We start from the raw sequence: 23,597 nt of genomic DNA on the forward strand, positions 1-23,597 counted from the left end.
CCCCCGTCATCACTTCTCTCGACAGGTGCCGCATGCTCGAGATTCTGTTCAATCACTATCCTGCCCTGCTCAGGGGGCTGGCCACCACCTTGACGGTATCGCTATCGGCCATCGCGCTGGGGCTGATGCTTGGGGTATTGCTGGCCTTCGGCCTGACCAGCCGCAGCCGCTGGCTGCGCTGGCCCTGCGGACTCTACCGCAGCTTCTGGCGCGGTACGCCGATCCTGCTGCAGCTGCTGCTGGTCTACTATCTGCTGCCGGAAACCGGTATCGAAGTCTCGCCGATGAGCGCGGCGATCCTGACGCTGACCCTGAATACCGCCGCCTTCCAGGCGGAAATCTTCAGAAGCGGCATTGCGCATATTCCCCAGGGGCAGGTCGAGGCCGCGCGCATGGCGGGAATCTCTCGATGGCAGACGCGACGCTGCATCGTCATGCCCCAGGTGTTCCGCTTGACGCTGCCGCCCTTGACCAACGAAGTCATCACCATTCTCAAGAACTCATCGCTGATCTCGGTAATCGCCGTCACCGAGCTGATGCGCGTCAGCGAGCAGATCGCCTCGCGCACGTTTCAGCCGCTGGAGACCTACCTCGCCGCCGCCCTGCTCTATCTGGCGGTCAACCTGGTGCTGGCCCGGCTGAGCGCCTATCTCGAACGCCGCACCGCCGGCGGCCTGGCCACGGAGTGAGAATCGACGATGTTTGATTTCATGCTGATCTACGAGATGCGTGGACTGATTCTGCAAGGGCTTTGGAATACCGTGTGGATCTGTTTCCTTGGGTGCCTGGTGGCACTGTCGCTGGGGTTGGCACTGGCCGCCCTACGCCTCTCCAACCCACGCCTGTTCGCCTGGCCAGTGGCCTGTTATGTGGAGACATGTCGTGGCGTTCCACTGCTGGTACTGCTGTTCCTGCTCTATTATGGCGGCCCCAGCATCGGCCTGCGCCTGGATGCCGAGATCGCCGGCGTCACCGGTATCGGGCTGTATGGCGCCGGTTATTTCGCCGAAATCTACCGCAGCGGCTTCAAGGCTGTTTCTCGCGGCCAGCTCGAGGTGGCTCGCATGCTCGGCATTTCGCGCCTGCAGGCACTGGTCCGCATCCAGATACCCCAGATGCTGCGCCTGATCGTGCCGCCGGGGACCAACCAGCTGATCATCCTGGTCAAGGAGTCGGCGCTGATCTCGATCATCTCAGTGGACGACCTGACCAAGAATGCCACCACCATCGTCAATCAGACGTTCAGCGTGATCGAGCCCTACGTCACCGTGGCGCTGCTCTACTGGCTGATCATCGAGATCATTGCACGCAGCGGCTACCGGCTGGAGAAGCGCCTGGCCAATCGTCGGCCACGCCCTGTCACCCACACTCAAGGAGCCTCCTTCCATGACCATGGCTGACGCCTCACCCTCACCTTCGACTTCACCCATCGTCGAGGCGCGCGGCATCGGCAAGCGGTTTGGCGATCTCCAGGTGCTCAGCGACATCGACTTCGCCCTCGACACCTCAGAGGTGGTCTGCGTGATTGGCCCGTCGGGCTCCGGCAAGTCGACGCTGCTGCGCTGCCTGGCCTTTCTCGAGCCCTATGACGATGGCAGCGTCTATATCGATGGGCAGTTGCTCGGCTATGAGGAGCGTGGCGGCATGCGGGTGCGCGCCCGCGAAAGGCGCATCGACGAAGTGCGCGCACCAGTCGGCATGGTCTTCCAGCACTTTCATCTCTGGCCTCACCGCACGGCAGTGGAGAATGTCAGCGAGGCACTGCGGCTGGTCAACCGGCTGTCGCGCCGTGATGCCGAAGCCGAAGGCCTGGCGATGCTTGAGCGAGTCGGGCTGGCCGAGCGCGCCGGTCATTATCCCGAAAGTCTCTCCGGCGGCCAGAAACAGCGAGTGGCGATCGCCCGGGCGCTGGCGATGAAGCCGCGGGTGATGTTCTTCGACGAGCCCACTTCCGCCCTCGATCCCGAGCTGGTGGGCGAGGTGCTCGATGTGATGAAAAAGCTCGCCGCCGATGGCATGACCATGGTCATCGTCACCCACGAGATGGGCTTCGCCGCCCACGTTGCCGACCGGGTGGTATTCATGGACCAAGGCCGGGTCGTCGAGAGCGGCCCCCCGGCCAACCTCTTTCGCCAACCCCGCAGCGAGCGCCTCAAGCAGTTTCTCAATACCTGGCGGGAACGCCACCTCGACTGATGTCATAACCTCTGGAGCCCCTCATGACCACCGACACCTTGTTCGACCATGCCCGCATCGACCAGCTGCCACGCAGTAACAGCGAGCCCTGTGGCCACAATCGCACCCTCGAGACACCGATATCGGCGGATGGCACGCCGGAACTGGGCAAGCGCTATGAAGTCGCGGCGCGCTGCGGGCGTGCCGTACGCCTCAAGGCCGGCCAGACCCTCCGCATCATCAATACCCAGGGTACCCAGGTCTGCGATACCTGGGCCTTCAGCACCGCCAACCTCAATGAGTTCATGTCCTGGGAGCACGGCCGCGCCTGGCTCAGCGGACTGATTCCTCGGATCGGCGATCCGCTGATGAGCAATCGGCGCCGCCCGATCATGACCCTGGTCGCGGATACCTCGCCGGGCATCCACGACACTCTGATGGCCGCCTGCGACCTGTTCCGCTATATGACGCTGGGTGTCGAGGGCTACCACGACAGCTGCGCCGACAACCTGCGCATGGCACTCAAGGCGATCGGCATCGATGCCCCGGAGGTCCCGCAACCGCTGAACCTGTGGATGAATATTCCAGTCGACGAGCAGATGAAGGTCGACTGGTGCCCGCCGGTTTCCAAGCCGGGAGATTACGTCGACCTGCGTGCCGAGATGGACTGCATCGTCGTCATGTCCTCCTGCCCGCAGGACATCATCCCCATCAATGGCGCGGAGTGTGTGCCGGTCGAGGTGCACTTCGAGGTATTGGCCTGATGGCCGATCTCGCTGCAGCGATCAGCGAGGCACGCCTATGGGCGGACCTGCAGGCTCTCGCCAGGATTGGCGCTCGCGACGATGGTGGCGTGGCACGTCTTGCCCTGGATGAGCATGACATTCGTGCGCGCCTGTGGCTGGTCGAGCAGGCCGCCTCCCTCGGCGCCACCGCCAGTGTCGACGCCGTGGGCAACGTGTTTCTCGACCTGCCCGGCAGCGAGGCTGGGCTTGAACCGGTGGTCACCGGCAGTCATCTCGATAGCCAGCCTGCTGGCGGCAAGTACGACGGCGCACTTGGCGTGCTCGCCGGTCTCGAGGCGCTGCGCGCCTTCAAGGACGCCGGCATTATCCCGCGTCGTCCCCTCTCGCTGGTCAGCTGGACCAATGAGGAGAGAGCTCGCTTCTCCCCGGGCACCTCGGGCTCGGCGGTGTTCTGCGGGGTACGGGGGCTTGCCGAGACCCGCGCCCAGAGCGATGCCGAGGGAGTATGCTTCGGCACCGCCCTGGATGACTGCCCCGCCCTGGATGACTGCCTGGCCGCGATGGAGGCGGCCGGCGTGCCACGCCACCCGCTGACCACACCGATGCACGCCTTCGTCGAGCTGCACATCGAGCAGGGACCGATCCTCGAGCACGCCGGTGCCGCCGTGGGCATTGTCGAGGGTATTCAGGGAGTGAGCTGGTTCGAGGTGACGGTCATTGGCTATGCCAACCATGCCGGCACCACCCCACGCGCCATGCGCCAGGACGCACTGGAGGGGGCCTGTGCCCTGATCGCCTCGCTGAGAGAAGCGGCGCGTGACGCCGAGGACCGGGTACGTTTCACCATCGGCAAGTTCACGGTCAGCCCCGGCTCGGTGAATACCATCCCAGATCGAGTCACCTTCAGCATCGACCTGCGCCACCCCGAAGCGGCGACACTCGACAGCCTGACGACCACCTTCCGGCTGCGCCGAGAGGCTCGAACTCGACGCGCCCAGACTGGTATCGGGCGCCTTCCATGACGCCATCCACCTTGCCCGCCACTGCCCTACCGGGTTGATATTCATTCCCTGCCAGGCCGGCATCAGCCATCATCCGGCGGAGTGCATCCAGCCAGGCGATGCGGCAGCGGGAGCTCGGCTATTGGCAGAGAGCCTGCTGCGACTTGCGCAATGACCCCAGGAGCCGATGATGAACAGTTCAGCAGACAACCATCGCCGCACAACAGTGACCGGCGAAGCATATTCACCTCAGCTCGAGCCGCGCTATACCGGCATTCCGACATTCATGCGCGCACCGCTGGCCGAGCATCTGGAAGCGCTCGATATCGCCCTGGTCGGCATTCCCTTCGACGGGGGCGTCAGCAACCGCCCGGGGGCACGTCATGGTCCACGCGAGATCCGCAACATGTCGAGCATGATGCGCACCATCCACCATGTCAGCCGCGTGAATCCATTCGAGCTGTGCCGGGTGGCGGATGTCGGCGACGTGCGTTTCGCCTCGCCCTACGATCTCGACAAGGTTTCCACCGATATCACAGCCTTCTACCGTCGGCTAGCCGAAGCCGGCGTGGTGCCGCTGAGCGCCGGCGGCGACCATTCGGTGACTTATCCTATCCTCAAGGGGCTGGTGAGCGAGACCCCGATAGGGCTGATCCATATCGATGCCCATACCGACACCTGGGATGAGTTCAAGGGCACCAGGCTTCACCATGGAGGTCCCTTTCGCCTCGCCTGCGAGGAAGGACTTATCGACCCTCGGCGTACCATCCAGATCGGTATTCGCGGTGCCCAGACGACCCCGGAGGGGTGGGACTACTCCATGGAGAAGGGCATGCGCGTGATGTTCATGGAGGAGTTCGATGCGCTGGGCGTGCAGGCAGCGGTAGCGGAAGCGCGCCAGGTGATCGGCGACGCGCCGGTCTATCTATCGTTCGACATCGACAGTCTCGACCCGGCGTTCGCGCCCGGCACAGGCACACCCGAGATCGGCGGGATGACCTCGCTGCAGGCACAGCAACTGCTGCGAGGGTTCAAGGGCCTGAACCTGATCGGTGCCGATGTGGTCGAGGTCTCCCCTCCCTTCGACCCCAGCGGAACGACCGCCCTGGTCGGCGCGACCATGATGTTCGAGTTGCTCTGCCTGCTTGCCGAGGCTCGCATGGCGCGGCGCTGAAGCGCCTGTCATGAAACGCGTCAGGCACTGCCGAAGTAGCGTTCGCGATCTTCTGCGGTGATATCGCTGATACGCAGTGGGAAATCGTTTGTGCGCCGGTCGGCATAGAAATGGCGCAGGGTGCGCTCGATGGTCGGGAAGGCAATCTCCTCCCAGGGGATCTCCGTCTCCTCGAACAGGGCCACCTCGAGGCTCTCCGGCCCGATATCGAAGCCGCCCTTGAGATCGGCAAGAAAGATCATGTAGACCTGATTGATATGCGGCAGGTTGATCATCGTATAGAGGCCATGGATATCGACCTCGGCGCACGCCTCCTCGCGGGTCTCCCGCGCCGCCGCCTCCACGGTGGTCTCGGCGTTCTCCATGAAGCCAGCCGGCAAGGTCCAGTACCCCTTGCGTGGCGAGATGGCGCGTCGGCAGAGCAGCACTCGGCTGCCCTGTACCGGCAGGGTGCCGGCTACGATACGTGGGTTCTGATAGTGGACGGTGCCACACGACAGGCAGTGGAAGCGCGGCCGGTCATCGCCTGCCGGAATGGAGAACTCGACGGTCTTGCCGCAATGGCTGCAGAAATTCATGGCATTCCTTTGATGGAGCTGAGCCATCGCGATGGCTGACGCTGCGTCTTGACGCCCGCCCAGCGACTGGGTACAAGAGATGAAACCCGGTGGACACCATGTTAGAGAAACTACGCGAACGCCTGCAAGCTCATTGCCCCCGTCGATTGATCCTCGATCTGCCCCAAGCCGCGGTACTGATGCCTATCGTCACACGTGCCGAACCGACCCTGCTTTTCACCCGCCGTGCCGATCACCTCAAGCAGCACAGCGGCCAGGTGGCGTTTCCTGGCGGCAAATTCGAGCCAGGCGATGCCGATCTGTGGCAGACCGCACTGAGAGAGTCCCAGGAGGAGATCGCTCTCCCCCCCACCCAGGTGGAACGGCTCAGCCAGCTCAGCGAAGTGGTCTCCCTACATGGACTGAAGGTCACGCCCTATGTCGGGCTGATCCCCCCGGACCTGCCGCTGCATCCCGACCGCAACGAGCTGGATGCCATCTTCGAAGTGCCGCTTGTGCATTTCCTTGAAGACCTGCGTACGCATACCGACGTCATCGAAGTGGATGGCCGCGCGATCTATGTACCGAGCTACCATGTCGCTGGGCATGTGATCTGGGGGCTCTCGGCGATGATGGTGGTGGAGCTGCTGGCCGAAGGCTTCGGCTGCCCGGTGAGCCTCGAACGCGCGCCACCCGGTAGCCGACTGCGCTATCGTCCGGCCCGACGCACGCCAAGCACCCCCATGGGGCTACCCGATGATCGCACCCTTGATGGCTGAGTGACCATCATGGCTGAACAGGAGATGCCCTCTGAATACCTTGATCGATGAAGGCCTGGTGGACCAGAAGCAGCTCGCCCCGCTGGTCGATGCGCTGGTAGAGCATGGCTGGTTCGTGGGCAAGGGGATCATCGACGCCATGCTCTGCCAGGCACTGCATCGCGAGTTGATGGCGCTTGCCGAGCACGATGCGATGGCCAGTGCCGGCATCGGACGCGGCCCCCAGCACAACCTGCGTCCCGACATTCGCGGCGATGCCATCCACTGGCTGGATCGCGCAAGCCTGCCCCAGCGCCAGTATCTGAGCGCAATGCTGTGCCTGCAGCGCGAGCTCAACCAGGCGCTTTATCTCGGCCTGTTCGAATTCGAGGCTCACTTCGCCCACTATCCCCCCGGCACCTTCTACAAGAAGCATGTCGACAGCTTTCAAGGGCAAGCCAACCGCGTGATTTCCACGGTCTTCTACCTCAACCCCGACTGGCCCGAGGATGGCGGCGGCGAGATGGTGCTCTATGCCCCGGGCGCTCCCGAGAGGGAGATCGCCAGGATTCGTCCCGAGGCCGGCACCTTCGCCTGCTTCCTGTCGGAAACCATCCCCCACGAAGTGCTGCCGACCCGCCTGCCGCGTGCCAGCATCGCCGGCTGGTTCCGCCGCAACGCCTCGCTGGGCGGGCGGGTGGACCCGCCCCAGTGATGCAGCGGCAACGGAAATACATGCCCCTCGAAGGCTTGCAAGCGTGCTGTTCCCTCGTGTGCTGCTTCTTGCGCCAGAGCAATGCACCGCCGCGCGCATCACTCTAGGATGATGACAAGCACAGAGAGGCAGTACCATGACTCGACTCGCCACTATCCATCGGCATCTTCGCCAAGCCATGCGCCTGGTGACACTGCTGCTTGTGATGATGGTGGCGGTGAGCAGCCTCACGAGTCACGCCGCCACAGATGCCGGCCCTATCGAATGCACTGCCGTGGCTCAGCTTCAGCACGATGCGGGCGGCGAAGAGCACCACTGCCCCACTGCAGCGCCATGTCGTCATGGCTACAGCTAGCCCTCTCCGGATCAGCCGAGCGGTCGTTCACGCCTGCCGTAGCCTCGGTGACCCACTCTCCCCTTCCTCCACAACGCCCTCCAAGGGCCTGATCAGCGTTAGCGGCCTACGCCGCCCGGCAATCTTCTAACTGAACTTGTCTTAACGTTGATCAGGAGCGAGATCATGCGCTTTTTTCTCAAAGGCGGCTTTGCCTGCCGCCCCGTATCGGATGACATTTCAAGCACCACGAGGGCAAAGCAACCGAAACCCATGTTTGCCTGGCTGCTCGCCGCCAGCCTGACGCTGGTCAGCAGCGTAGGCCTGGCTGACCCGATGCCGCCAACGTAGCAGACGGCAGCGTTTCAGTGATAGATGTCAATGCCCGGGAAGAAGTGGCCCGCATCGCTGTCGGCGAAGCGCCGGTACAGGTGGGCTTTACCGCCGATGGTACCCAGGTTTACGTCAGCCTGCGTGACGAAAATCGTGTTGCCGTGATCGACACCGCCACACGGGAAGTGATGGCCATGGTAGATGTCAATCGCCTGCCGATACAGGTCTATGGCACCCCGGATGGCAAGCTGATGTTAGTGGCCAATGAAGGTACCCGAGGCGAGTCCGACAATCGTGTCTCGGTCATCGACACCGCCAGCCGGAATGTCATCGCCACTTACGAGGTCGGGGCCGGCGCACATGGCGTGAGTGTCGATGACAGCGGTCGCTTCGCTTTTGTCACCGGCCTCCTTGACGATACGTTGTCGGTCATCGACCCGGAAATCGGTGACATCGTCGCCACCCATGCAACCGGCCGGGGGCCCAACGGCGTGACCTGGCTGGCCAACTGACACACCGAGCGCAAGGCTTGTCATGCCCATCGATGCCGCATGACGCTGCAAGACATAGGCGCGGTGTCGGCTCATTGCCGTCAGCGCGCCACTCCTCGGCCCCCGGTGAGCTTGTGGATTTCGGAACCACATCGACCTTGCGAAAATCCAGCGTGACGTCGGCGCCCATCTGCCGTGCCATGGCCAGCCGCTCGTCGACGCCATGCCGAGCAGTCTTGAGCCAGATCAATGACAGGCAATATCAGCGAACGCTGTCAGCCATCATGCTTCCGAGCCAAGACACCACCCCTGGGAGAGCATTACCTTGACCTCGCTGCCCTCGGCGAGGGCATGCGGGGAGTATGCCAACAACGGCGTCCGATCGCGCAGAGACAAGCTCAAGTCGTAGCGCTCGCCACGGAAGATGCTGCGCTCGACCCTGGCGCTCAACCCCTGGGCCCCCAGCTGGACGTGCTCCGGGCGCACCAGCACCCGCTGGCCTCCCGCAACACTGGCCTGGCCGGCGAGCGACATCAGCCGTTCGCCGACGATTGCCTGACCCGGGGTGCCGCCAGGCAGTATCAACACGCTCCCCTGGCCGATGAATCCGGCCAACCATTCGCTGCGCGGCTGGCGGTAGAGCGTCTCGGGCGTGGCCCACTGCACCAGCTCGCCCTGTCGCATCACGGCGATGCGGCCAGCCAACGACATCGCCTCGCCCTGGTCATGGGTGACATAGACCAGGGTGGCCCCGGTACGGCGATGGAAGTCGCGAAAACATTCCTCCATCGAGGCGCGCAAGTGCCGGTCGAGATTGGCCAGCGGCTCGTCGAGCAGCACCACCGAGGGCGAGGTGACCAGGCAGCGGGCCAGGGCCACCCGCTGGCGCTGACCCCCACTGAGTTCCTGAGGGCCGCGCTCGGCATAGGCCTCGAGATCCACCAGTGCCAGCGCGTCGCGCACCTGCCGCCGATAGTCGCCACCCTTGATGCCACGCAGCTTCAGCGGATAACCGACGTTGTCGGCCACGCTCATGTGCGGCCACAGTGCATAGCTCTGAAAGACCATGCCCATGTTGCGCTGCTCCGGTGGTAGATGCCGGGTTGCGTCAGCGAGCAGGCGATCTCCCAACGTGATGCGTCCCGACGACAGCTGCTCGAAGCCGGCCAGCATGCGCAGCATGGTGGTCTTGCCGCAGCCACTGGGACCCAGTAGCGCGACAAACTCGCCAGGCTCGATCTCGAGGGAAAGCGAGCGCACCGCGTGATGATCGCCGAATCGCTTGTCGACACCCTCAAGCATCAGTCTTTCCACGGAATCACCCCCCTGGGGAGCCGCGATGCCAGTAGGTTCAACGCCAGCATCAACCCCGCCACCAGGGCCACCACCAGCACTGCCAGTGCCGAAGCGAGCACGCTCTCGCCGCTTTCGTCGAGATTGAAGATCAGCACGCCCAAGGTCTCGTTGCCTGCGCTCCATAACAGCGCCGAGACGGTAAGTTCGTTGACCGCCAGCAGGAATACCAGCATGGCGCCGGCAAACAGCGCGGGTGCCATCAGCGGCAAGACGATATTGGCCAGACGCCGCCAGGGACCTGCCCCGGCGAGTTGGGCGGCCTCCTCGAGCGAAGGGTCTAGCTGGGCGAGGCTCGCGGCCACCGGCTTGAGGCACACCACCAGAAAGCGCGCCAGGTAGGCAATGAAGATCAGGCCGAGCGTGCCGTAGAGGGTGACATGAACGAGCGGCAACGGGCGCACGAAGAGCAGGATGCAGGCGATCGCCAGTACCACACCGGGCAGGGCGTAGGGCACTTCGATGGTACTCAGCACCATGCCCTGCCAGCGTCGTGGCAGGCGTTGCAGGTGATAGGCCAGCGGCAGGCACAGCGCCATCAGCACCAATGCCGCGCCACCGGCCAGCCACAGGCTGTTGCGCATGGCGCGCCGTGTCACCCCCTGGCGGCCAAGCATCTCGTGGAAGGCGCCGAGCGATGCACTCTCCAGGGTCAATGGCACTCCCATCGCCGGCACCAGCGAACTCACCGCCAGGGCCGCTAGCGGCGCAACCAGAATCACCGCCAGCACGGCCATCAGTAGTGCCTCCACCCCGCCGCGCCAGCGACCCAGGACAAAGCCGTGTGGTCGCCCGCTGTGACCCACCAGGCCGAAGCGACTGCGTCCCAGCAGATGCTGTTGCAGTGCCACGCCGGCCAGGGCCAGCAGACCGATCAGCAGCGACAGTGCTGCCATCTCCGCCAATACGCCGGTACCGAAACTGGCCATGCGCTGGTAGATCAACGTCGGCAGCACGTAATAGCCGGCAGGAATGCCGAGCATCGCCGGTATGCCGAAGTTGCCAAGGCTGGAGATAAAGGCCATGGCGCCACCGGCGATGAGCCCGCTGCGGCAGATCGGCAGGATCATCTGCCACCACACCTGGATCGGGACTGCACCACTGATTCGTGCCGCCTCGACCAGCTCGCGGGGCAGCGACAGCAGACTGGTGCGCAGCGCCAGAAACACCAGCGGCGCGCTCTGGATCCCCAGCAGCACGCCAATGCCCTGCGCCGAGTAGAGCGGCTGGGGACTGCCCAGCGCAGGGGCGATACCCAGACTGTTGAGCAGTGGACTGGCCGGGCCGAACAGCTGCAACCAGCTCAGCGCGGTGATCTGCGGAGGAATCATCATCGGCAGCATGAAGCAGAACACCAGCCACGACTTTCCGCGCACATCGGTAAGCGTGATCACGAAGGCGAACACTCCACCCAGCAGCAGGGCGATCAGCATGCCCAGAGCCGAGGTATAGAGACTATGCCACAGAGCCCGCCAGGTGCTGGCCGAGGTAAGCACGCGCCACACTGGCGAGTCGACGCCCTGATCGACGTCGCGCAATGCCTCCAGCAGCAGCCGCAGGCTGGGCGTCAGGCTGAGCAGTACGACCAAGCCCAGCAGCAACGAGAATAGCCAGCGCTGCTGGCCCACTTCGATGGAGAAAGAACGCAAGCCGACCTCAGCCACCGAACAGCTCACTGAAGCGGCGCTGCTGCGCCTCGGCGTTCTCGAGCGTTCGGGCGACATCCAGCGGCATCAGGGTAATCTCGTCGCGTGCCGGAAAGCCCTCGGGAGGTTCGACGCCTTCCAGCGCCGGCAGGTAGCCCTGTTGGCTGACCAGCTGCTGCCCCTGCCTGGAAAGCAGGAAATCGACGAACTTGCGTGCCGCCTCGGGGTTGTTGGCACCTTCGAGAATCGCCACGGGCTCGGTCACCGCGCTCACTCCCTCCTCGGGGAACACGAAGGTGACCGGCGAGCCCTTGGCGGACTCGCGGATCGGCAGGTAGTCGACCACGATGCCATAAGGCTTGGCGCCGGAGGCGACATCATTGAACACCCCACCGTTGCCGCCCTGCGCCTCGGTGCGGTTAGCGGCCAGCGCCTCGTAGTAGTCCCAGCCCAATTCCGGCACCTCGGTCAGCGCCGCCAGGTGAATCAGTGCCGCACCGGAGTAGAGCGGGCTTGGCATGGTCACCTGCCCGGCATACTCCGGCGAGGCCAGCTCCTGCCAGCTGGTGGGAGCGTGCTCGGCGCGGTTGTGGTGGACGATGCCGGTCGTGATCAGCTTGGTACCGTAATAGTAGCCCTCGGCGTCGTAGAGGTCGGGGGAATAGTGCTCGCGAGCGTCGCTGAGATAGGGCTGCAGCAGCCCCTCCTGCTTGAGCGACTCCATCGTCACGCTGTCGGCGATAAGCAGCAGATCGGGCTTGGCGACACCCGCCTGCAGCTCCGAGAGCAGGCGCGTCATCAGTCTCGGTGTGCCATCGCGTACCCACTCGACCTCGATCTCGGGATGTATGGCCTGGAAGGCATCCACCGTCTGCTGGGCATCGCTATTGGGCTGGCTGGTGTAGAGCACCAGCGTTTCGGCCTGAGCCTGGGTCAAGGCAGAGCCCAGCAGAAGAGACAGAGCGAAAGGCAAAGCGAGGCGTGTCATGGGGGTCTCCTTCGAGTAAGCAGCCCTCCACACTAGCGTCACCGCTTTACAACATTGTGACGCCCGCCTTCCTGTCGATCGATAGCGAAGGTGTAACGGAACCGTCTTGCAAGTGTCATCCCGCTGACTTTTTGCCTTGGCAGAGTAACGCCCACTTTATGCGTATCACTGCTGGGGTTCCCATGCTCAAACCACTGCTTCCCTTATTGGCATCCATTACGCTGTCTGGCGTTGCCCAGGCTCAGGCCGCCGAGTCCTGCCCCTCCACATTGCGCTTTGCTGACACAGGTATCGAGGGCACTGAAGAGCTGCAGCGCGCCTATCAGGAATTTGTCGGTGAAGTCGAGTCGCGTCTCGGCGTGACGGTCGAATTCTTTCCAGCAGGCAATCGCACCACGGCGATCAATGCGCTGCGCTTCGAGCAGGTCGACATCGTTATGGCTGGCCCCTCCGAGTACGTGCTGATGGCCGAGCGTGTCGCGGGTGTACAGCCAATCACCGCCATCGTGCGCCCGGAATACTACTCGGTGTTCATCGCTCCCAACGACAGCGGTATCGATAGCCTCGATGATCTCAAGGGCAAACACGTGGCCATGAAGGACCATGGCTCGACCACCGGCCATATCATGCCTAGTTACATGCTGCACCAGGCCGGCCTGGATATCGACCGCGACCTGCAGATCACGCTGCTCGATGGCGCCCGTATGCAGGCGCTGGCTTCGGGCGAAGTCGACGCGGTGGGCACCGGGGTGCGCGACTTTGCCCCCTTCGTCGCCCAGCACGGCGAGGAGAACTACCGCATCATCGCCCGCGGCCAGGACATGCCTGGCGACCCCTTGGTCGCCGGACCGCACCTCTCTGCCGACTGCGTAGCCGAGATCCAAGACGCCTTCATGGCAGATCCCGAGAGTCTGCTCCAGGCGATCCTGGCCCCCGGTGAACGCGACAAGTATCTCGGCGCCGAGATGGTCCGGGTCAATGACGCCGAGTACGACATAGTGCGCGACTCCTACGCTCTGCTCGGACTGAGTGATTGAACCCAGGACATCCAAGCGCAGGAGTCTTGCCATGCAACTCGACATCGAGGCATTGACCAAGGTCTACCCGGATGGCACCCGGGCCCTCGACGGGCTGTCGTTCGAGGTAGCGCCCGGGGAGGGCGTAGTGATTCTGGGTCACAACGGCTGTGGCAAGTCGACGCTGATGAAGTGCCTCACCGGTCTTGAGCGCCCCACCTCGGGGCGCCTCGTACTCGACAGCGTCGATCTGGCCAGCGCCTCACGCCGCCAACTGAGGCCGCTGCGCCAGCGCATCGGCTGCGTGTTCCAGAAGTTCAACATGGTCGGTAACCTCTCGGTGCTTCAGAACGTGCTGCTGGGCTTGATGGGACGCCACGGTATCCTCGCCAGCCACGCCCTTACCGCCAGTCCTGCGTCTCGCCAGCGCGCCATGAGGGCCCTCGACCGGGTGAGCCTGACGCACCTGGCGTCGCGCCGCACCGATACCCTTTCCGGTGGCCAGCAGCAGCGCGTGGCCATCGCCCGCATGCTGATGCAGGACGCTGAGATCGTGCTTGCCGACGAGCCGGTGGCAAGCCTCGACCCCAAGGCCGGACGCGAGGTAATGGAACTGCTCTGGTCGGTGGTGCGCGAGCGTGGCATGACCGTACTCTGCGTGCTGCATCAGATCGAGCTGGCCCGAGAGTTCGGTGAACGCCTGATCGGCCTTAAGGCTGGTACCCTCGCCTTCGATCGCCCGACCGCCGACGTCAGTGACGCCGACATCACCGCGCTCTATCACTTCGATACGCCAAGGGAGGCCGACACCGATGAGCGAGTCATCACACCGCCACACCGCGCCGCCCAGGCTTGAGCGCCCTTCCCCCATTGCGTTCATTCTGATGCTGGGTCTGGCCGCCTTCTTCATCAGCGGCTTTTCCAGCGCCAACATCCACCCGGATAGACTGCTGCGCGGGGTGATGAACCTGGGCACCTTCTTCGGCGAGGCGATGCCACCCAATTTCGCCCGCTGGGACGTGATCAGCATAGCCATGCTGGAAACCTTCCAGATGGCCATTGTCGGCGTGGTATTCGGAGTGATCCTGAGCCTGCCCATGGCCCTGCTGTGCGCCCGCAATACCAGCCCCCATCCGGTGGTGCGTGTCATCGCCCGCAACGTCGTGGCCACCCTGCGCACCGTGCCTGACCTGGTCTGGGCGCTGATCTTCGTGGTCGCCATCGGGCTTGGGCCACTGGCGGGGATACTGGCGATCATCATGGACACCATCGGCTTCTGTGCTCGCTTCTTTTCCGAGCGCATCGAGGAGGTGGACCCCGGTCCCGGCCAGGCCCTGGCCGCCACCGGCGCCTCGCGCAGTGGCGTGGTGTGCGGTGCTATCATCCCCGAATGTACCCCCTCCTTTGTGGCTACCAGCCTGTTCTCGGTGGAGAAGGCCATACGCAGCGCCGTGGTCCTGGGTCTGGTGGGTGCCGGGGGCATTGGCGTGGAACTCTCCGCAGCCATGAACCTGTTCCGCTACGACCAGGCCCTCACCGTGATTCTCGCCATACTGATGGTGGTGATCGGCGTCGAGCAGGTCAGCGCCTGGATCCGCAAGCGGGTCATATAAGGGAGGCAACGCCCTATGTTCTCGCCTGCGCTGCGTATCGACCGTCTGCATAAGCGCTTCGGTGAAACTGTGGCCCTAGACGGCATCGATCTCGCCCTGCCCCGTGGCCAGGTACTGGCCCTGCTGGGCCCTTCCGGCTGCGGCAAGACCACTCTGCTGCGATGCATTGCTGGTCTCACCGACATCGATCGTGGCGAGGTTCACCTCGAAGGTGAGTGCGTCGCCACTCCAGGCCGTCACCTGAGTCCCAATGGCCGCCGCCTGGGCATGGTCTTCCAGGACTACGCACTCTGGCCACACATGAGCGTTTACCAGAACGTAGCTTTCCCGCTTGAGATGCAGGGAGTGAAAGCCAACGCTCGGCGCTCCCAAGTGGAGTGGGCGCTCTCGCTGGTGGGGCTTGCCGACTACGCCGAGCGCGCTCCCGGCGCACTCTCCGGTGGCCAGCAGCAGCGTGTGGCTCTGGCCCGGGCCATCGTCGCCAAGCCACGGCTACTGCTGATGGACGAGCCCCTCTCCAACCTCGACAAGGGGCTGCGCGAAAGCCTGGCCATGGAAATACGCAGCCTGATCGAGGAACTCAACCTGACTGCGGTGTTCGTCACCCATGACCAGCACGAAGCGTTCGCCCTGGCCGACCGGGTCGCCGTACTGCAGCGAGGCCGCCTGCAGCAGGTCGACTCGCCCGAGGCGCTCTTTCATACCCCGGCCACACCGGCCATCGCAAGTTTCGTGGACGCCGGCACACTGCTCGACGGCCGGCTCGACGCCCGGGGCCTGGCCATCGCCGATACCCAGCTCCCGCTCAGCGCTACCTGCGGTCACCGGGGCGAAGTGCGCCTGCTGCTGCCGCGCCGCGCCCTGCGACTCTGCGCCCCAGAAAATGGAATGCTGCGCGCACGCATTACTGGCCGCTTATTCCAAGGCGAACACCTGTCACTGCAGCTCACCCTCTCCGATGGCAGCACGCTCAAGCTGCACGCTGACCATGCGCCGGAGCGAGGCTGCCAGGTGGGTATCGACATCGATTTCACCGCACTGCGCGCCTGGGATGCCGAGGAGCGCCTGCTCGACCTGATGCCACGCGCTGGCGTAGCCGCCACCGCCAGCGGCTGATTCGCCTCTCCTTTCCACCCGACTACCAGGAGCCTGCAATGCACGCCTTGAAACCCCTTGCCCTGGGCGCCTGCCTGTTCGCCCTGCCTGCCCTGGCCACAGCGAGCGCGCTCACCGTCTATTCCGCCGGCCCCGGGGAGTTGATCGAGAACCTCGCCGCCGACTTCACCGAGGAAACCAGCATCGAAGTCAACATCTTCCAGAGCACCACCGGCCAGGTGATGGCCCGCCTGGAATCCGAGCAGGCCAACCCGCTGGCCGATGTGGTGGTGTCCGCTTCCTGGGACAGTGCCGAGGCGCTTTACCACCAAGGCTTGCTGCACGAGTACCGCTCGCCCAACGCCGAGACGGTGCCCGACGTCCTCAAGACCGACCACTACGTGGCACAGGGAGTTTCAGCCCTCGCCCTGGTGTGGAATCGCAACAGCGACGTGCCGGCTCCCGCCGACTGGAGCGATCTCACCGATGCGATCTACCGCGACCAGGTGACAATGCCCGACCCGGCCCAGTCCGGCGCCGCCTTCGAGCTGATCACCGGCCTGCTCACCGCCCTGGGCGAGGAGGCCACCTGGACGCTGATGAAGGGACTCGCCGACAACGGCATGATCGTGCCCGGCCCCAACGCCCGCGCGCTCAATCCGGTGCTGCAGGGGGCCAAGTCGGTGGTGTTCGGCGCGGTGGACTACATCTCCCTGGGCCAGCAGGCCGAGGGAGAGGCCATCGAGGTGCTCTTCCCGGAGAGCGGCACCGTAATCGCACCGCGCCCGATGATGATCCTGGCCTCCACCGCGATGCCTGACGAGGCCGAGCGGTTCATCGACTTCGTGCTCTCCGAGCAGGGCCAGGCACGCGTCGCCGAGAGCTATCTGATGCCGGCTCGCTCCGATATCGAAGCGCTGCGGCCCAGTCTCGATGAGCTGACCCTGATCGAGGTAGACATCGAGGCCATGAACGCCCAGCGCGACGCCATCCTTGGCCGCTTCCGCGAGGCCATGGGGAACTGATGGCTGCACGCCTCACCCTGCGACTGCCCCGGGTCACCGGAGCGGGCCTTGTCATGCTGCTGACAGCGGCTGCCCTGCTGCTGCTGGTCGGGCTGCCGCTGCTCTACGTGGTGCTGCAGGCCATCTTTCCCGGCTGGTCGCGGGGCGAGCTCTCCGGTGCCTTCGGCCTGTTCGTACCGCTGCTCTCGGACCCGGCGCTGCTCGGGCTGTTGGGCAACACCCTGCGTCTGGGCATCGCCGTTGTGTTGGCTTGCACCCTGGTCGCCATCCCGCTGGGCGCGCTGCGGGCCCTGACCCGGGTACCCGGTGGCGCCGTCTGGGATCTGATCTTCCTGATCCCCTTCATGATTCCACCCTATATTGCCGCGCTGTCGTGGATGTTGACCCTTCAGGCACGAGGCTATTCCGAGCAGCTCACCGGGCTCTCCGCCAGTGATTTCCTGTTCTCGTTCTCGGGCATCGTCTTCGTGATGGTGCTCAACGTCTTCCCGGTGGTCTACTTCGCCGTGTCGCGCACCATGATGAGCGTCGGCGGCCGCTACGCCGCCGCCGCCCGCGTCTGCGGCGCTGGCCCCTGGCGTGCCTTCTGGCGCATCACCCTGCCGCTCTCCACACCCGGCATCGCCGCCAGCCTGTTGCTGGTCTTCGCCCTGACCATCGAGGAGTTCGGCACCCCCGCCACCCTGGGCGCCCAGGCGGGCTTCCCGGTGCTGGTCACCGGCATTCACGAACGCTTCTCCGACTGGCCCATCGACATTCCCGGCGCGGCGGTACTATCGCTGCTGCTGGTGATGCTGGCCATGGCCGCCTTCTATCTTCAGCACTGGCTGGTCACACGCCGTTCCTACGTCAGCCAGACCGGCAAGCCAGCGCTGGTGGAGCGCGCCGAGCTGGGGCCCTGGAAGTGGCCGGTACTGGGGGTTTTCACCCTGGTGGCACTGGCCGCCGTGGCGGTGCCGATGCTCGCCGTGCTGGCCACCGCCTTCACCGCCACGCTCTCTGGCGGCCTGAGCTGGGAGAATCTGTCGCTGCGCCATTTCGAGGCGCTGCTGGCCAACCGTGGCGGCGCCCTGCAGGCGCTCTCCACCAGCCTGGGACTGGCTATCGGTGCGGCGCTGATTACCGGCGTGCTGGGCGCCTTGGTGGGCTACTTGGCAGTACGCGCCCGGCTGCGGGGCAAAGGGCTACTGGACCTGCTCTCGCTGCTGCCCAACACCATGCCTGGCATCGTGGTGGCGGTGGGGCTGATCCTGGCCTGGAACCAGACCTGGTGGCCGATCCAGGTCTACAACACCAGTGCCATGCTGCTGCTTGCCTACGCCTGCCTGCTGCTGCCCTACCCGGTGCGCTACGCCTCGGCGGCGTTTCGCCAGATGGGCGAGAGCCTGGAGGCCGCAGCCCGGGTTTGCGGCGCGGGCTTTTTCACTGCCTTCCAACGCATCCTGCTGCCGGCCCTGGCGCCGAGCCTGCTCGTTTCCATGCTGCTGGTGTTCGCCATCGCTTCCCGGGAGCTGGTGGCCTCGCTGATGGTCGCACCCGCCGGCATGCGCACGGTCTCGACCTTCGTATTCGGCCAGTTCGAGCAGGGATCTCCCGGGGTCGGCATGGCCATGAGCGCCGTGGCGATCTTCACCACCACGGCACTGCTGGTGGCGTTGACCGCATTCAGCCGCAAGCGCCTACCCATTGCCGGGTAGCCTGCTGTCAGCATCAGCGGTTCTAAAAAGCACCAGCCATGCGTTCTACGAGCCTGCACGTTTCAGGGCAGGCCCAGCATGGCTACCTCATCCGCCGAAACCGAACGGGAATTCTATGAAAAGTGCTACTACAGCGATGATCGACACCCTGCAACACGCCGCCCGGGCAGCAGGGGCAATCCTGCTCGAAGGCTACCACGCCGCTAGCGCCATCGATTTCGAGTGCAAGGGCGCCTCCGACTTCGTGACCCACTACGACCGGGCGGCGGAGCGGGCCATCATTGATATCGTACGTCGGGCACACCCCGAGGTGGGGTTCATTGGCGAGGAGAGCGGGGCGACAGCGGCACAATCAAGCGACGTTACGGTCATCATCGACCCGCTCGATGGCACCAACAACTTCATGCATAAAATCCCGCACTTCTCAGTCTCGATCGCAGCGAGGAAGGGCGATGAGCTGATCATCGGCGTGGTCTATCATCCCGTACTCGACGAGATGTTATGGGCTCACAAGGGACGAGGGGCCTTTTTCAATCAAACTCTTTTGCAAACCCCGCCGGCTCGGGAGCTTTGCGCGATGCTGGTGGGAACCTGCTTTCCCTACCACGGCAAGGGCAATTGCGAGGTCTGCCTTCGCCAGCTCACCGCCCTCATGCCTCGTGTCTCCGGTATCAGAAGCCCTGGCTCTGCAGCACTGGAGATCGCCTATGTCGCCCTGGGCCGCTTCGATGCCTTCTGGAACGACGGGGCCCGACTTGAGTTGTGGGATATCGCCGCCGGCATCGTCATTGCTCAGGAGGCAGGCCTCAGGGTGACCGACCTGGCGGGCAACCATGCCCCTAACACGTGGTGCAACCTGGTTGTAGCACACCCGGAACGCCACGAGCAGCTACGACATCTTCTAATTCAGAGTCGGCACGGCGCGATCATCGAAGCTTAACCGTCTCTCATGTGATCGGTGAAACCTCTGCACTTGATGGCAGCGACCTGACCTCATCTCATCACATAACCGCCACAAGACCGACATCTTGGCCATGTACATTGCCTGAAATGAGATCGATATCATCCATCCTCGGGAGCGGTTTGGCATGGCGGACCTACTTAGCGTTGCAGCATTGGCTGGCGTGTCGCGGGCAACGGCGGCCAGGGCTTTTTCCCATCCCGAGAAGCTGCGTCCTGCCACTCGCCAGAAGGTGATGGAAGCGGCAAGCAGGCTCGCCTTTCGCCCCAACCGGGTAGCCCAGCAGTTACGCACCCAGGCCACGAGAATCATTGGCGTCCTGGTACCCAGCCTCGACAACCCGGTATTCGCCGAACAGCTGCAGGCGATGGAGGTAGCCGCGCGTCACGCCGGCTACTCGCTGCTGATCACCACCACCGACTACCAGGCCGACAGGGAAGCCGCGATCATCGAGGAGATGCTTCGTCAACGGGTCGATGGGCTGGTTCTTACCGTTGCCGATACCGACAGCAGCGAGGTGCTTGATACGCTGGGCCTTGAGTCGGTGCCCTACCTGCTGGTCTATAACCAGCCTGATCCGGGGCGGGATAACGTTGCCGCCATCAGCGTCGACAACCGCACGGCAATGGCTGAAGCCACCGAGCATCTGCTGGCCTTGGGACACCGTCATGTGGGCATGGTCGCAGGACCGATCCTGCAATCCGACCGCGCTCGCCTGCGCCATGAGGGCTATCGCCAGGCCATGCTAAACCGGGGATTGACGCCTCGGCCCCTGATCGAGATGCCCCATCACACTCGTATCGACCTGGCGGTACTCGAGCCGTTCTTGAGCACGTCCGAGCGGCTCACCTCCCTGATTTGCACCAACGACATGCTGGCCATCCACCTGATGGGAGTCCTCCAGCGCGCCGGCATCACGATTCCCGGCGATATCTCGGTGGTCGGTTTCGATGGCATCGCCATCGGCGCCTTGATGCATCCCTCGCTGTGCACCGTCGTGCAACCGCGGGCGGCGATCGGCCAGGCAGCGGTAGATACGCTGCTTGGCATGATCTCGGGCAACCGTCCCGCGCTGACCACCCTGCCCCATGCATTGCGTCCCGGTGAAAGCGTGGGATCGCCGCAGAGCCAACCACAGCCACTCGTCTCAATCTCACTGACACAACGAAGGGAATTGACATGACATCGATTCGATTACGTCATCTCGCCGCCACCATGCTGATGGCCGCCGCCGGGGCACTTTCTCCTGCTCAGGCCGATGAGTCCGCGATCTGCTACAACTGCCCGCCAGAGTGGGCCGACTGGGGTGCGCAGCTACGCCTGATCGAGGAGCGCACCGGCATCCAGGTGCCACAGGACAACAAGAACTCGGGCCAATCGCTGGCTCAGTTGATCGCCGAGAAGGGCAGTCCCGTGGCGGACGTGGTCTATTACGGGGTGACATTCGGCATTCAGGCACAGCAGGAGGGTGTCGTCGAAGCCTACCAACCGGAGCATTGGGAGGAGATTCCCGATGAGTTGAAAGAGCCCGACGGCAACTGGTTCACCATCCACTCCGGCACCCTGGGTTTCATGGTCAATGTCGACGCGCTCGAGGGGGCTGAAGTTCCCACTTCATGGGACGACCTGTTGAAACCCGAGTACCGCGGCATGGTGGGCTACCTCGATCCTGCCAGTGCCTTTGTCGGCTATGTGGGCGCAGTCGCGGTGAACCTTGCCAGGGGTGGCGACATGGATGACTTCACGCCTGCCATCGACTACTTCAACGAGCTGTCACGCAACGCTCCGATCGTTCCCAAGCAGACCGCCTATGCCCGTGTGCTGTCGGGCGAAATCCCGATCCTGCTCGATTATGACTTCAATGCCTACCGCGCCAAGCACAAGGATGGCGCCAATATCGAGTTCGTGATCCCTGCAGAGGGCAGCGTGGTGGTGCCCTACGTGATGAGCCTGGTCAAGGATTCGCCGAATCCGGAGAACGCCAGGCGGGTACTGGACTTCGTGCTTTCCGACGAGGGCCAGGCGGTATGGGCGGATGCCTTCCTGAGGCCGGTGCGGGAAAGCGCCATCTCGGATGAAGCGCGTCAGTACTTCCTGCCGGAGAGCGACTACCAGCGTGCCCAGGCCGTCGATTACCAGGCCATGGCCGAGGCGCAGTCCGCCTTCTCGAATCGGTATCTTTCCGAGGTACGCTGATGTCACCGATGACACCGCACGAGGCGCGGCCCCTGCACGGGGCCGCCACTTCGTCCTCCCAAGCACTGGGGGATCGGCTTGGCGCTGCCCTCAAGCCCCGGTGCGCCGCTCTGCTGGCCTTGATCCCGGTATTGACCTTCTTCTGTGCCTTCTGGCTGCTCCCGTTCACGCGGCTGGTGGCGATGGGGCTGGAGCCCGACAAGAACAGCGGCGAGATGGCCTATTGGGCGATCATCGTGCATCCGCAATATCTCTATAGCCTGCTGTCGACGCTTATGGTGTCGATCATCGTCTCGCTGCTGGCCGTGGCCACCGCCGGGCTGGCCGGCTTCTTTCTGGCACGCAATCATTTTTACGGCAAGGGCATGCTGGTCGCCATGCTGACCTTTCCTCTGGCGTTCCCGGGGGTGGTGGTGGGTTTCCTGGTGATCATGCTCGGCGGGCGCCAGGGCGCTCTGGCCCAGGTAAGCATGATGCTGTTTGGCGAGCGCTGGATATTCGCCTACTCATTGGCCGGGCTCTTTGTCGGCTATCTCTATTTTTCCATTCCCCGCGTGATCACCACGGTAATGGCCGCCTGCGAAAAACTCGACGTCAGCCTCGAGGAAGCGGCTCGCTCGCTGGGCGCCAGTCCATGGCGGGTGGTCCGGGACGTGATCGTGCCCGGCCTCGCCCCGGCCCTGATCTCCACCGGCGCGCTCTGTTTTGCCACCAGCATGGGCGCCTTCGGAACCGCCTTCACCCTAGGCACCCGCATGAGCATTCTGCCGCTGAACATCTACGGGGAATTCACCAACTACGCCAACTTCTCCATGGCCGCGGCGCTTTCGGTCATGCTCGGGGTGGTGACCTGGGTCTCGCTCTTCCTGGCGAGGCGGCTGTCAGGCGGCAATCTGGGGGCACCGGTATGAAGCGGGGCATGGGGTTCTACGCACAGCTGGGTTTCACCGTGCTGGTATGTCTGTTCATGATCGTGCCAATCATCATGTCGGCCCTGGCGGGGCTGACCGAGAATTACTTCCTTGGCCTGAGCAGTGGCCTGACCCTGCGCTGGGTCGCGGAAGTATGGCGCCTCTATGCCGACACCATTGTGTTGTCGATACAGCTGGCCCTGGCCTGCCTGGCCTTGACCCTCCTGCTCGGCGTGCCGGCTGCATACGGGTTGATGAAGAGCCGCAAGCGTTGGGCCAACGTCATTGAAGAGTTGCTACTGCTGCCGGTCGCCATCCCGGGCTTGGCCACCGCATTGGCCCTGTTGCTGGCCTATGGCCACTACCGTGACTTGCGCGCAAGCTGGCTGTTCATCCTGATCGGCCATGTGCTGTTCACACTACCGTTCATGATCCGGCCGGTACTGTCGGTACTGCATGCAAGCGACATCCCCCGCCTCGAGGAAGCTGCCGCCAGCCTCGGTGCCGGCGCCTGGCAGCGCTTCATTGGCATCGTGGTGCCCAACTGCATGAGCGGCATTCTGGCCGGCGCGTTGATGGTGGTGACGCTCTCCATCGGCGAGTTCAACATCACCTGGATGCTGCATACCCCGCTCAACAAGACGCTCCCCGTTGGGCTTGCCGACAGCTACGCCTCCATGCGCCTGGAGATCGGTTCCGCCTATACCCTGCTGTTCCTGTTGATGATCATTCCCCTGCTGGTGGCGCTGCAGTGGCTGGGTCATCTCGCCACACGTCGTCATTGACCTGATCACCCCCTGAAGCCTGGAGAA

The 23,597-nt window shown here is 64.0% G+C and carries 27 protein-coding genes; 23 read left to right on the plus strand and 4 right to left on the minus strand.

Annotated elements, in window-relative coordinates; all coding sequences use genetic code 11:
• Positions 1 to 32 precede the first annotated feature (32 nt).
• Genes HJD22_RS08895 through speB form a run of 7 tightly spaced genes read left to right on the plus strand, consistent with a single transcriptional unit; the run spans position 33 to position 5,096 of the window.
• Entirely contained in the window at positions 33 to 689 is a 657-nt protein-coding gene (locus tag HJD22_RS08895; RefSeq protein WP_208655834.1) for an amino acid ABC transporter permease, read from the plus strand.
• A 9-nt stretch (positions 690 to 698) separates the two neighbouring features.
• Positions 699 to 1,400 (plus strand): amino acid ABC transporter permease, encoded by a 702-nt coding sequence (locus HJD22_RS08900; protein WP_217267743.1) that lies wholly within the window; start codon positions 699 to 701, stop codon positions 1,398 to 1,400.
• Positions 1,387 to 2,196, plus strand: coding sequence for an amino acid ABC transporter ATP-binding protein (locus HJD22_RS08905; protein ID WP_283101612.1), 810 nt, complete (start codon positions 1,387 to 1,389; stop codon positions 2,194 to 2,196). The genes HJD22_RS08900 and HJD22_RS08905 overlap by 14 nt, the downstream gene beginning before the upstream one ends.
• Before the next feature lie 23 nt (positions 2,197 to 2,219).
• Positions 2,220 to 2,939 carry a DUF1989 domain-containing protein gene (locus HJD22_RS08910; protein WP_208655835.1) on the plus strand — a complete coding sequence of 240 codons (720 nt, stop codon included), beginning with the start codon at positions 2,220 to 2,222 and terminating at the stop codon, positions 2,937 to 2,939.
• Positions 2,939 to 3,943 carry a hydantoinase/carbamoylase family amidase gene (locus HJD22_RS08915; RefSeq protein WP_217267744.1) on the plus strand — a complete coding sequence of 335 codons (1,005 nt, stop codon included), beginning with the start codon at positions 2,939 to 2,941 and terminating at the stop codon, positions 3,941 to 3,943. Before HJD22_RS08910 ends, HJD22_RS08915 begins: the two co-directional genes overlap by 1 nt.
• Positions 3,944 to 3,947: 4 nt before the next feature.
• Positions 3,948 to 4,097, plus strand: a complete 150-nt coding sequence (locus tag HJD22_RS17690; RefSeq protein ID WP_248730193.1) for a hypothetical protein — start codon at positions 3,948 to 3,950, stop codon at positions 4,095 to 4,097.
• A 15-nt stretch (positions 4,098 to 4,112) separates the two neighbouring features.
• On the plus strand, positions 4,113 to 5,096 hold the full coding sequence (gene speB, locus HJD22_RS08920) for an agmatinase (protein ID WP_208655836.1): 984 nt from the start codon (positions 4,113 to 4,115) through the stop codon (positions 5,094 to 5,096).
• Between the two features lie 20 nt (positions 5,097 to 5,116).
• Here speB and HJD22_RS08925 read toward each other — a convergent pair whose 3' ends face one another.
• Positions 5,117 to 5,674, minus strand: a complete 558-nt coding sequence (locus HJD22_RS08925) for an NUDIX hydrolase (RefSeq protein WP_208655837.1) — start codon at positions 5,672 to 5,674, stop codon at positions 5,117 to 5,119.
• A gap of 98 nt (positions 5,675 to 5,772) precedes the next feature.
• On the opposite strand from HJD22_RS08925, the gene HJD22_RS08930 reads away from it, so the two are divergent.
• From HJD22_RS08930 to HJD22_RS08950, 5 genes are all read left to right on the plus strand, one after another.
• Positions 5,773 to 6,432: a CoA pyrophosphatase gene (locus HJD22_RS08930; RefSeq protein ID WP_208655838.1), complete on the plus strand. Its 660-nt coding sequence runs from the start codon at positions 5,773 to 5,775 to the stop codon at positions 6,430 to 6,432.
• Between the two features lie 58 nt (positions 6,433 to 6,490).
• Entirely contained in the window at positions 6,491 to 7,126 is a 636-nt protein-coding gene (locus HJD22_RS08935; RefSeq protein WP_248730184.1) for a 2OG-Fe(II) oxygenase, read from the plus strand.
• A 136-nt stretch (positions 7,127 to 7,262) separates the two neighbouring features.
• Entirely contained in the window at positions 7,263 to 7,481 is a 219-nt protein-coding gene (locus HJD22_RS08940; RefSeq protein WP_208655839.1) for a hypothetical protein, read from the plus strand.
• Between the two features lie 165 nt (positions 7,482 to 7,646).
• On the plus strand, positions 7,647 to 7,811 hold the full coding sequence (locus HJD22_RS08945; protein ID WP_208655840.1) for a hypothetical protein: 165 nt from the start codon (positions 7,647 to 7,649) through the stop codon (positions 7,809 to 7,811).
• A 17-nt stretch (positions 7,812 to 7,828) separates the two neighbouring features.
• Entirely contained in the window at positions 7,829 to 8,305 is a 477-nt protein-coding gene (locus HJD22_RS08950; RefSeq protein ID WP_208655841.1) for a YncE family protein, read from the plus strand.
• Between the two features lie 261 nt (positions 8,306 to 8,566).
• Here HJD22_RS08950 and HJD22_RS08955 read toward each other — a convergent pair whose 3' ends face one another.
• The 3 genes from HJD22_RS08955 to HJD22_RS08965 are packed head-to-tail and all read right to left on the minus strand — an operon-like array spanning position 8,567 to position 12,271.
• On the minus strand, positions 8,567 to 9,598 hold the full coding sequence (locus tag HJD22_RS08955; RefSeq protein ID WP_208655842.1) for an ABC transporter ATP-binding protein: 1,032 nt from the start codon (positions 9,596 to 9,598) through the stop codon (positions 8,567 to 8,569).
• Positions 9,586 to 11,286: an iron ABC transporter permease gene (locus tag HJD22_RS08960; RefSeq protein WP_248730185.1), complete on the minus strand. Its 1,701-nt coding sequence runs from the start codon at positions 11,284 to 11,286 to the stop codon at positions 9,586 to 9,588. The genes HJD22_RS08955 and HJD22_RS08960 overlap by 13 nt, the downstream gene beginning before the upstream one ends.
• Positions 11,287 to 11,293: 7 nt before the next feature.
• The gene (locus HJD22_RS08965; RefSeq protein ID WP_208655844.1) at positions 11,294 to 12,271 is read right to left on the minus strand and encodes an ABC transporter substrate-binding protein; all 978 of its coding nucleotides are present in this window, start codon (positions 12,269 to 12,271) and stop codon (positions 11,294 to 11,296) included.
• 182 nt (positions 12,272 to 12,453) lie between these two features.
• Here HJD22_RS08965 and HJD22_RS08970 point away from each other — a divergent pair, with 182 nt between their 5' ends.
• The 11 genes from HJD22_RS08970 (at position 12,454) to HJD22_RS09020 (ending at position 23,570) form a co-directional block, all read left to right on the plus strand.
• Positions 12,454 to 13,308 (plus strand): phosphate/phosphite/phosphonate ABC transporter substrate-binding protein, encoded by an 855-nt coding sequence (locus HJD22_RS08970; protein WP_208655845.1) that lies wholly within the window; start codon positions 12,454 to 12,456, stop codon positions 13,306 to 13,308.
• A gap of 31 nt (positions 13,309 to 13,339) precedes the next feature.
• A complete protein-coding gene (gene phnC / locus HJD22_RS08975) occupies positions 13,340 to 14,143 on the plus strand; it encodes a phosphonate ABC transporter ATP-binding protein (protein WP_208655846.1) in 804 nt (267 codons plus the stop codon).
• On the plus strand, positions 14,100 to 14,900 hold the full coding sequence (gene phnE, locus HJD22_RS08980) for a phosphonate ABC transporter, permease protein PhnE (protein ID WP_208655847.1): 801 nt from the start codon (positions 14,100 to 14,102) through the stop codon (positions 14,898 to 14,900). Before phnC ends, phnE begins: the two co-directional genes overlap by 44 nt.
• A gap of 15 nt (positions 14,901 to 14,915) precedes the next feature.
• Entirely contained in the window at positions 14,916 to 16,016 is a 1,101-nt protein-coding gene (locus tag HJD22_RS08985; RefSeq protein WP_208655848.1) for an ABC transporter ATP-binding protein, read from the plus strand.
• Positions 16,017 to 16,054: 38 nt separating this feature from the next.
• Entirely contained in the window at positions 16,055 to 17,020 is a 966-nt protein-coding gene (locus tag HJD22_RS08990; RefSeq protein ID WP_208655849.1) for an ABC transporter substrate-binding protein, read from the plus strand.
• A complete protein-coding gene (locus tag HJD22_RS08995) occupies positions 17,020 to 18,717 on the plus strand; it encodes an iron ABC transporter permease (RefSeq protein WP_208655850.1) in 1,698 nt (565 codons plus the stop codon). Before HJD22_RS08990 ends, HJD22_RS08995 begins: the two co-directional genes overlap by 1 nt.
• Positions 18,718 to 18,832: 115 nt before the next feature.
• Positions 18,833 to 19,657: an inositol monophosphatase family protein gene (locus HJD22_RS09000; RefSeq protein WP_208655851.1), complete on the plus strand. Its 825-nt coding sequence runs from the start codon at positions 18,833 to 18,835 to the stop codon at positions 19,655 to 19,657.
• A gap of 148 nt (positions 19,658 to 19,805) precedes the next feature.
• Positions 19,806 to 20,861, plus strand: coding sequence for a LacI family DNA-binding transcriptional regulator (locus HJD22_RS09005; RefSeq protein WP_208655852.1), 1,056 nt, complete (start codon positions 19,806 to 19,808; stop codon positions 20,859 to 20,861).
• Positions 20,858 to 21,874 carry an ABC transporter substrate-binding protein gene (locus HJD22_RS09010; protein ID WP_208655853.1) on the plus strand — a complete coding sequence of 339 codons (1,017 nt, stop codon included), beginning with the start codon at positions 20,858 to 20,860 and terminating at the stop codon, positions 21,872 to 21,874. The genes HJD22_RS09005 and HJD22_RS09010 overlap by 4 nt, the downstream gene beginning before the upstream one ends.
• Complete coding sequence (locus HJD22_RS09015) at positions 21,874 to 22,785, plus strand: iron ABC transporter permease (protein WP_248730186.1); 912 nt, start codon at positions 21,874 to 21,876, stop codon at positions 22,783 to 22,785. Before HJD22_RS09010 ends, HJD22_RS09015 begins: the two co-directional genes overlap by 1 nt.
• Positions 22,786 to 22,793: 8 nt before the next feature.
• Positions 22,794 to 23,570: an ABC transporter permease gene (locus HJD22_RS09020; RefSeq protein WP_248730187.1), complete on the plus strand. Its 777-nt coding sequence runs from the start codon at positions 22,794 to 22,796 to the stop codon at positions 23,568 to 23,570.
• The last annotated feature ends 27 nt before the right edge of the window (positions 23,571 to 23,597 follow it).

This window comes from Halomonas sp. TA22 (assembly GCF_013009075.1).
Taxonomy (GTDB): domain Bacteria; phylum Pseudomonadota; class Gammaproteobacteria; order Pseudomonadales; family Halomonadaceae; genus TA22.

Excerpts from the sequence above, each read along its gene's own strand:
- speB (WP_208655836.1), top strand. The coding sequence starts at position 4,113 with ATGAACAGTTCAGCAGACAACCATCGCCGCACAACAGTGACCGGCGAA.
- HJD22_RS09000 (WP_208655851.1), top strand. The coding sequence starts at position 18,833 with ATGAAAAGTGCTACTACAGCGATGATCGACACCCTGCAACACGCCGCC.
- HJD22_RS08900 (WP_217267743.1), top strand. The coding sequence starts at position 699 with ATGTTTGATTTCATGCTGATCTACGAGATGCGTGGACTGATTCTGCAA.
- HJD22_RS08895 (WP_208655834.1), top strand. The coding sequence starts at position 33 with ATGCTCGAGATTCTGTTCAATCACTATCCTGCCCTGCTCAGGGGGCTG.
- HJD22_RS08995 (WP_208655850.1), top strand. The coding sequence starts at position 17,020 with ATGGCTGCACGCCTCACCCTGCGACTGCCCCGGGTCACCGGAGCGGGC.
- HJD22_RS09010 (WP_208655853.1), top strand. The coding sequence starts at position 20,858 with ATGACATCGATTCGATTACGTCATCTCGCCGCCACCATGCTGATGGCC.
- phnE (WP_208655847.1), top strand. The coding sequence starts at position 14,100 with ATGAGCGAGTCATCACACCGCCACACCGCGCCGCCCAGGCTTGAGCGC.
- HJD22_RS08910 (WP_208655835.1), top strand. The coding sequence starts at position 2,220 with ATGACCACCGACACCTTGTTCGACCATGCCCGCATCGACCAGCTGCCA.
- HJD22_RS09015 (WP_248730186.1), top strand. The coding sequence starts at position 21,874 with ATGTCACCGATGACACCGCACGAGGCGCGGCCCCTGCACGGGGCCGCC.
- HJD22_RS08965 (WP_208655844.1), bottom strand. The coding sequence starts at position 12,271 with ATGACACGCCTCGCTTTGCCTTTCGCTCTGTCTCTTCTGCTGGGCTCT.
- HJD22_RS09020 (WP_248730187.1), top strand. The coding sequence starts at position 22,794 with ATGGGGTTCTACGCACAGCTGGGTTTCACCGTGCTGGTATGTCTGTTC.
- HJD22_RS09005 (WP_208655852.1), top strand. The coding sequence starts at position 19,806 with ATGGCGGACCTACTTAGCGTTGCAGCATTGGCTGGCGTGTCGCGGGCA.
- HJD22_RS08945 (WP_208655840.1), top strand. The coding sequence starts at position 7,647 with ATGCGCTTTTTTCTCAAAGGCGGCTTTGCCTGCCGCCCCGTATCGGAT.
- HJD22_RS08985 (WP_208655848.1), top strand. The coding sequence starts at position 14,916 with ATGTTCTCGCCTGCGCTGCGTATCGACCGTCTGCATAAGCGCTTCGGT.
- HJD22_RS08915 (WP_217267744.1), top strand. The coding sequence starts at position 2,939 with ATGGCCGATCTCGCTGCAGCGATCAGCGAGGCACGCCTATGGGCGGAC.
- phnC (WP_208655846.1), top strand. The coding sequence starts at position 13,340 with ATGCAACTCGACATCGAGGCATTGACCAAGGTCTACCCGGATGGCACC.
- HJD22_RS08970 (WP_208655845.1), top strand. The coding sequence starts at position 12,454 with ATGCTCAAACCACTGCTTCCCTTATTGGCATCCATTACGCTGTCTGGC.
- HJD22_RS08930 (WP_208655838.1), top strand. The coding sequence starts at position 5,773 with ATGTTAGAGAAACTACGCGAACGCCTGCAAGCTCATTGCCCCCGTCGA.
- HJD22_RS08990 (WP_208655849.1), top strand. The coding sequence starts at position 16,055 with ATGCACGCCTTGAAACCCCTTGCCCTGGGCGCCTGCCTGTTCGCCCTG.
- HJD22_RS08940 (WP_208655839.1), top strand. The coding sequence starts at position 7,263 with ATGACTCGACTCGCCACTATCCATCGGCATCTTCGCCAAGCCATGCGC.
- HJD22_RS08905 (WP_283101612.1), top strand. The coding sequence starts at position 1,387 with ATGACCATGGCTGACGCCTCACCCTCACCTTCGACTTCACCCATCGTC.
- HJD22_RS08925 (WP_208655837.1), bottom strand. The coding sequence starts at position 5,674 with ATGAATTTCTGCAGCCATTGCGGCAAGACCGTCGAGTTCTCCATTCCG.